This window comes from Actinoplanes sp. NPDC048791, from assembly GCF_040650095.1.
GTDB lineage: Bacteria > Actinomycetota > Actinomycetes > Mycobacteriales > Micromonosporaceae > Actinoplanes.
On the sequence record NZ_JBEZGQ010000628.1, the window covers coordinates 1 to 5078 of the forward strand.

A 5078-nucleotide genomic window follows, 5' to 3' on the forward strand; every position below is an offset into this window, starting at 1 on the left:
GCGGCGACGTGCGCCTCGTGCCGCAGGCTGCCGACGGCACGGTGGGCGCGCTCGGCGTCGTGCCGGGCGGCCTGTTCCGCGGCGACGGCACGCTCGTATCTTTCCCGCAGCCAGGCCCTCGAGGCGCGGGCGATCACGACGTCCTGCTCGGCCGGATGGAGCCGGGCGTCCCACCCGTGCGCGTCGGCGGGCAGCTCACCCCGGTCGGAGGCTGCGGCCACCGTACGAAGCAGGTAACGCTCGCGGGCCGCGTACTCCTCGCAGGTCCGCGCCGTGGGCGGCGTGCCCCAGGCCGCCGCGGTCAAAGCCTGGCGCAGCCGGTCGTCGGCGTCCAGCCACGCCTGCCACGCCGCGTTCATCTCGTCCTCGCTCTGTTCCCAGAGCTGCTGCCACCGCTGCGCGGTCGTGGCAGCGTGGTCGGCGGCCGCGCGGATCTCCTCGGCGCAGCGGGTCGCCCGGGCGGCCTCGGCCTGCCCTACCTCGTTGTGACGGCGCAGCGCCGCCACCCATTCCCGGGCTGCGCGCCGGGGGTGACGCGTGGCGTCGGGGCTGCCCAGCAGCAGGAGCGCCGGGAAGGTCAGGAGCATCAGCGTCGCCCAGATCGCCGCCGGGGCGGGCTCGGCCAGCAGCATTTCCGCGATCAGATTCATGGGGGAAGTCCGTCCGTCGAGGTGTCCGCTCGTGTCGATGACAGGCTGTGACCACCGCGCGGCGTGATCGCCGGCCAGGTGATCAGGCGGAAGCGAAGGGCGGGGCGCGAGAACCGCGGGCGCTCGCGGTGGACTGATCCGCGAGGACGGTGACGTGGTCGGCCGGCGGGTCGTCGGTCGTTGCGGCCTCGGTCGCCGGGTCTTCCGCCGTGGCCGTGGCCGTGGCCGGGGCGGTGGCGGAGACGGCAGCCTGTGGACGTGAAGTGGATCGCTGGGGGGCTGTGGCCAGCAGGAGTGTCAGCAGGACCAGGACAGGCAGCGACCGCAGCAGCAGTCCGCGCCGGTCGCTCGTCGCCATGCCTCCACTGTAGCGAGCGCGGCAGACCACCGCCGACAGCGCGACGGACCACGGCCATCGACACCTGGGCCCTGCTGACGCCAAGCACGACGACTCGGCAGGCGGTCTTCATATAACCGAAACCTTGACATCACAATTGTGACCGTTAACATCGACCGGTACATCTACATGGCTCGATGTCCCTTCCCCTGATCGCACTGTTGAGGCGCGACGCGACGGGCCACCGCCATCCCCGAGGAGATGCATGTCCAGGACACGCAGGAAAACCGTGCGCCGCGGCGTGCTCGCCGCCGCCGCGCCCGCCACCCTGGTCGCCGCCGCGACGGTCGCCGTCAACGCCCAGGCCGCCACGGCACCGGCGCCCCCGGCCGCCGCCGCGACGCCCACCGTGCCCCCGGCCGCCTATCCCGGTCCCGGCCTGGTCACGGGCGACATCGGCGTGCACGACCCGACGATGGTGAAGACCCCGGGTGGCACCTACATCGTGGCCCACACGGGTGACAACATCGCGCTGAAGACCTCCTCGGACCGGACGGCCTTCCGCAACGCGGGCACGGTCTTCCCCGGTGGGGCGCCGTGGACCACGCCCTACACCGCCGGCAGCCGCAACCTCTGGGCGCCCGACATCTCGTTCCACAACGGGCAGTACTGGCTGTACTACTCGGCCTCGTCGTTCGGGTCCAACCACTCGGCGATCTTCCTGGCCACCAGCCCGACCGGGGCCTCCGGGACGTGGACCGACCGGGGCCTGGTCGTCGAGTCACGGACCTCGGACAACTACAACGCGATCGACCCCAACCTGATCGTGGACGACTCGGGGGCCTGGTGGCTGAGCTTCGGCTCGTTCTGGTCCGGCATCAAGCTGGTGGCCCTGAACCCGTCGACCGGCAAGCGCGCCGACACCACCCTGCGCAGCATCGCCGGCCGGGGTGGGGGCGCGATCGAGGCGCCGTTCGTTTTCAAGCACGGCGCCTACTACTACCAGTGGGCCTCCTTCGACCGGTGCTGCCAGGGTGCGGCCAGCACGTACCGGATCATGGTCGGCCGCTCGGGCCGCCCGACCGGGCCGTTCCTCGACCGCAACGGGGTTGATCTGAACTCCGGTGGCGGCACCCAGGTTCTCGCCGGGCACGGCAGCATCCACGGCCCGGGCCACCAGGCCGTCCTGGCCGACACCGATTCCGAGCTGCTGATCTACCACTACTACACCGACAGCGGTGCCGCGAACCTCGGCATCAACCTCATCGGGTACGACGCGGCCGGCTGGCCGTTCGTCCACTGATCGCGAAGGAGACCCGACGATGCGAAGGATCCTGCTCACCGGTGTGGTGACGATGCTCGCGGCGGTGGGCACGGCGATCGCCGTCCCGGCCGCCGAAGCCGCCACGGTGCAACCGAACGTGCCGTACGTGCTGGTCAACCGGAACAGCGGCAAGGCCCTCGACGTCTACAACCTGGCCACCACCGACGGTGCCGCGATCAACCAGTACGCCCGCAACGACGGCGCCTGGCAGCAGTGGCGCTTCCTGGACTCGGGCGGCGGCTGGTACCGGGTGCAGTCGGTGCACAGCGGCAAGGTCCTCGACCTGCCCAGCAGCACCGACGGCATCCAGCTCGTGCAGAACGCCGACCGTAACGACGCCCGCCAGCAGTTCCGCCTGGCCGACTCGGCCGGCGGATACGCCCGGCTGATCAACCGCTCCAGCGGCAAGGCCGTCGAGGTCTGGCAGTGGAGCACCGCCGACGGCGCGATGGTCTCGCAGTACCAGGATCTGGACGGCGCCAACCAGCAGTGGCAGCTGATCTCGCTGGCCGCCACGGCCGGCTCCTTCACCAACCCGATCAAACGCAACGGGCCGGACCCGTGGCTGCAGTACCACAACGGCTTCTACTACCTGGCCACGACGACGTGGAACTCGACTGTCACGATGCGCCGGTCGAGCACCCTGGCCGGGCTGGCGACCGCCGCCGACACCACGGTCTTCAACCTGGCCGGCCGGGCCAACGGCTGCTGCAACATGTGGGCGCCCGAGTTCCATCTGCTCAACGGCCCGAACGGCAACCGCTGGTACCTGTACTACGTGGCCGGTCAGAACGTCTCGGACTACAACCCGACGCAGCGGCTGCACGTGCTGGAGTCGGCCGGGACGGATCCGATGGGCCCGTACACGTTCAAGGCCGATCTGGGCACCGACTGGCAGCTGGACGCGAGCGTGCTGAAGGTGGGCAGCGGCCTGTACCTGATGGGTACCTACGGCGGTGACGGGGCCGGGCAGAGCAACTTCATCCAGCGGCTCAGCAACCCGTGGACCCTGACCGGTTCCCGGGTACGGCTGAGCTCGCCGACGCTGAGCTGGGAGCGGCAGACCGGCGCGGTCAACGAGGGGCCGGAGCCGCTGTACCACAACGGCAAGGTGATGGTCGTCTACTCGGCCTCGGCCTGCTGGGGACCGGACTACAAGCTGGGCCTGCTCACGCTGACCGGCACCGACCCGATGAACCCGGCGCACTGGACCAAGAAGTCGACCCCGGTCTTCCAGCGCAGCGACGCCAACAGCGTCTACGCCCCCGGCCACAACGGCTTCTTCAAGTCACCGGACGGCACCGAGGACTGGATCGTCTACCACGCCAACGACTCCGCCTCCGGTGGCTGCGACATGAACCGTTCCACCCGCGCGCAGAAGTTCACCTGGAACGCTGATGGCACACCGAATTTCGGTACGCCGGTCCGCCTGGGCACCACCTTGCCGGCCCCCTCGGGCGAGTAACGGCTCAGAGCGACTCGCCGGGTGCGAGGTAGCGGTAGCCGTTGTCGGTGGCTTCGGTCAGCCAGCCGTTGATGCTGGCCAGCCCGCGATCGTTGACCTGGCCGTCATGGATGGCGAAGGCGCGTCGCGGGTTGACCGCTCTGACGAAGTCGATGGCCTCTCCCATCTTCAGCCAGGAGCCCTGGGCGGGGACGAGGAGCGTGTCGACCGGTTGCCGCGGAACGTGGAGGGAGTCGCCCGGGTGGTAGACGGCTCCCTCCACGACGTAGCCGAGATTCGGGCAGTCCGGCTGCCCGTCGTGGATCGGGGCGTGCCGGCCGCCGACGGCCGCCACCGAAAAGCCCTCAGCCGTGAAGGTGTCGCCCGGGGAGACGGGGATGACATCGATCCGGGCGATGTCCGCTCCGGCCGGGGCGTGAACGGGCCCGCCGAGGCCCGCCAGGCGCAGCACGTCGATGTGGTCGGTGTGCTCGTGGGTGACCAGGACGGCGTCCGCGCCGATGAGCGCGGCGGGCTCACTCCAGGTGCCGGGATCGATGACCAGCACGCGGCCGTCCTCTTCCAGCCGCACGCACGCGTGGGTGAACTTGGTGATCCGCACGGTTACCGGCCTGCTCGCACAGCGCTGACCGCCAAGGTCGTGTATCGCATCGTGAAGCCTCCGCCGAGCTCGTCGATCGCGGCACCGACCGCGTCCAGGATGCCGGCCATCTTGTCGGGTGGCAGCCGGGTGAGGCCACCGGTGGTCGGCAGCAGCGCCAGCCATTCGTCGCGTGTGTAAGCCTGCTCCCAGTCGAAGCGCCACTGCTCGGGCTCGGCGAACCGCCCCGCCTCGCGGATCGTGTCGGCGATCTTCGCGTACCCCGCCTGATACATCTCGAGCGCCGGCCCGGCCGGCATCTTGCCGAAGGGCAGGTCCGGCGCCGCCCTGTGCAAGGCCGCGGCGAACGGCTCGGCCACCTCGGCGGGCGGCTCGAAGACGTGACTGAAGATCGCCAGCCGGCCCCGCGGGCGCAGCACCTCGGCCGCCTTGCGCGAGCCGGCGACCGGGTCGATCCAGTGCCACGACTGGGCCGCGGTCACCGCGTCGAACATCCGGCCGGCCGGCTCCCAACCCTCGAACGTCGCCACCTCGACCGGCAGGCCGCGGGCCCGGGCGAAGTCGGCCATCCGGCTGTCGGGCTCGACCCCGAGCACCTCGCAGCCGGCCGCCTGGAACTGGCGGGCCGCGATGCCGGTGCCGCACCCCACATCGAGCAGGTCAGGCCCGGGTCGGCGGGACCGACGGCCTGGTCGGCACTG

General features: G+C 70.8%; 6 protein-coding genes. 2 read left to right on the forward strand and 4 right to left on the reverse strand.

Going from position 1 to position 5078, the window contains the following annotated elements; all coding sequences use genetic code 11:
* Both AB0C29_RS33025 and AB0C29_RS33030 read right to left on the reverse strand, forming a co-directional pair.
* A partial coding sequence (locus AB0C29_RS33025; protein ID WP_360828570.1) for a hypothetical protein occupies window positions 1-650 on the reverse strand: 650 nt, incomplete at its 3' end.
* Window positions 651-732: 82 nt separating this feature from the next.
* Window positions 733-1008, reverse strand: a complete 276-nt coding sequence (locus tag AB0C29_RS33030) for a hypothetical protein (protein WP_360828573.1) — start codon at window positions 1006-1008, stop codon at window positions 733-735.
* 244 nt (window positions 1009-1252) lie between these two features.
* Between AB0C29_RS33030 and AB0C29_RS33035 the strand changes: the two genes are divergently transcribed.
* Both AB0C29_RS33035 and AB0C29_RS33040 read left to right on the forward strand, forming a co-directional pair.
* Window positions 1253-2290, forward strand: coding sequence for an arabinan endo-1,5-alpha-L-arabinosidase (locus tag AB0C29_RS33035; RefSeq protein ID WP_360828575.1), 1038 nt, complete (start codon window positions 1253-1255; stop codon window positions 2288-2290).
* A 19-nt stretch (window positions 2291-2309) separates the two neighbouring features.
* Window positions 2310-3776, forward strand: a complete 1467-nt coding sequence (locus AB0C29_RS33040; RefSeq protein WP_360828578.1) for a family 43 glycosylhydrolase — start codon at window positions 2310-2312, stop codon at window positions 3774-3776.
* 4 nt (window positions 3777-3780) lie between these two features.
* On the opposite strand, the gene AB0C29_RS33045 is transcribed toward AB0C29_RS33040, so the two are convergent.
* Both AB0C29_RS33045 and AB0C29_RS33050 read right to left on the reverse strand, forming a co-directional pair.
* Window positions 3781-4377: an MBL fold metallo-hydrolase gene (locus AB0C29_RS33045; RefSeq protein WP_360828581.1), complete on the reverse strand. Its 597-nt coding sequence runs from the start codon at window positions 4375-4377 to the stop codon at window positions 3781-3783.
* A 2-nt stretch (window positions 4378-4379) separates the two neighbouring features.
* On the reverse strand, window positions 4380-5078 hold a 699-nt coding region (locus tag AB0C29_RS33050), incomplete at its 5' end, for a class I SAM-dependent methyltransferase (RefSeq protein WP_360828584.1).

Bases quoted from the DNA above. Each gene is read 5' to 3' on its own strand.
- AB0C29_RS33030 (WP_360828573.1), bottom strand. From the start codon at position 1,008: ATGGCGACGAGCGACCGGCGCGGACTGCTGCTGCGGTCGCTGCCTGTC.
- AB0C29_RS33035 (WP_360828575.1), top strand. From the start codon at position 1,253: ATGTCCAGGACACGCAGGAAAACCGTGCGCCGCGGCGTGCTCGCCGCC.
- AB0C29_RS33040 (WP_360828578.1), top strand. From the start codon at position 2,310: ATGCGAAGGATCCTGCTCACCGGTGTGGTGACGATGCTCGCGGCGGTG.